Annotated in this window: 1 protein-coding gene; it reads right to left on the minus strand. The window is 66.6% G+C overall.

What is annotated here, in order from left to right; genetic code table 11:
- Nucleotides 1-889: HAD-IC family P-type ATPase (locus tag A9X04_RS24870; protein WP_156764526.1), on the minus strand; the 889-nt coding region annotated here is incomplete at both ends.

Here is an 889-nt window from a genome sequence, read left to right on the forward strand (position 1 = left end):
GCGTGCAGCACGCCCAGCATCAACCCGAACGTCAGGAAGTCGAACAGCGAGCTGATCGGTCCGAAGATCAGCATGAACCGGCGGATGAACGCGACGTTCCAGTGCGACGGCGCGTGCAGCTGCTCGGCGTCGACCCTGTCGGTGGGGATCGCCAGCTGCGAGGAGTCGTATAACAGGTTGTTCAGCAGGATCTGGCTGGGCAGCATCGGCAGGAACGGCAGCAGGGCCGATGCGGCCGCGGCGCTGAACATGTTCCCGAAGTTGCTCGACGTGCCCATCAGCACGTACTTGATGGTGTTGGCGAATATGCGCCGGCCCTCGGCGACGCCGGTGGCCAACACACCGAGGTCCTTCTCCAGCAGCACCACGTCGGCGGCGTCCTTGGCCACGTCGGTGGCGCTGTCCACCGAGATCCCCACGTCGGCGGCGTGCAACGCCAGCGCGTCGTTGACCCCGTCGCCCAGGAAGCCGACGGCTCGCCCCTCGCGCCGCAGCGCGGTGATCAGCCGCGCCTTCTGCTCGGGGGAGATGCGCGCGAAGATGGTGTGGTGTTGCGCGGCGTACGCGAACGCGGCGTCGTCCAGGGGTTCGAGCTGCGCGCCGGTGATCGTGCCCTTCGAGGCCAAACCCAGTTCTTCACAGACCTTTTCGGCCACCCGCGCGTTGTCACCGGTAGCGATCTTCACCTCGATGCCCAGATCCGCGAGCTGGGTTAGGGATTGCCGCGCGGCGGCCTTGGGTTCGTCGGCGAAGACGCAGAACCCGACGAGCATCAGCTCGGATTCGTCGTCGGCGGTGAGGGTGGCCAGGTGCGGCGCCGGTTTGACGGCCACGGCAACTACCCGGCGGCCGGCGTCGAACAATTCGGTCAGAGTCTTTTGAGCTTCAG

Origin of the sequence: Mycobacterium sp. E3247, assembly GCF_001667785.1 — a bacterium.
GTDB lineage: Bacteria > Actinomycetota > Actinomycetes > Mycobacteriales > Mycobacteriaceae > Mycobacterium.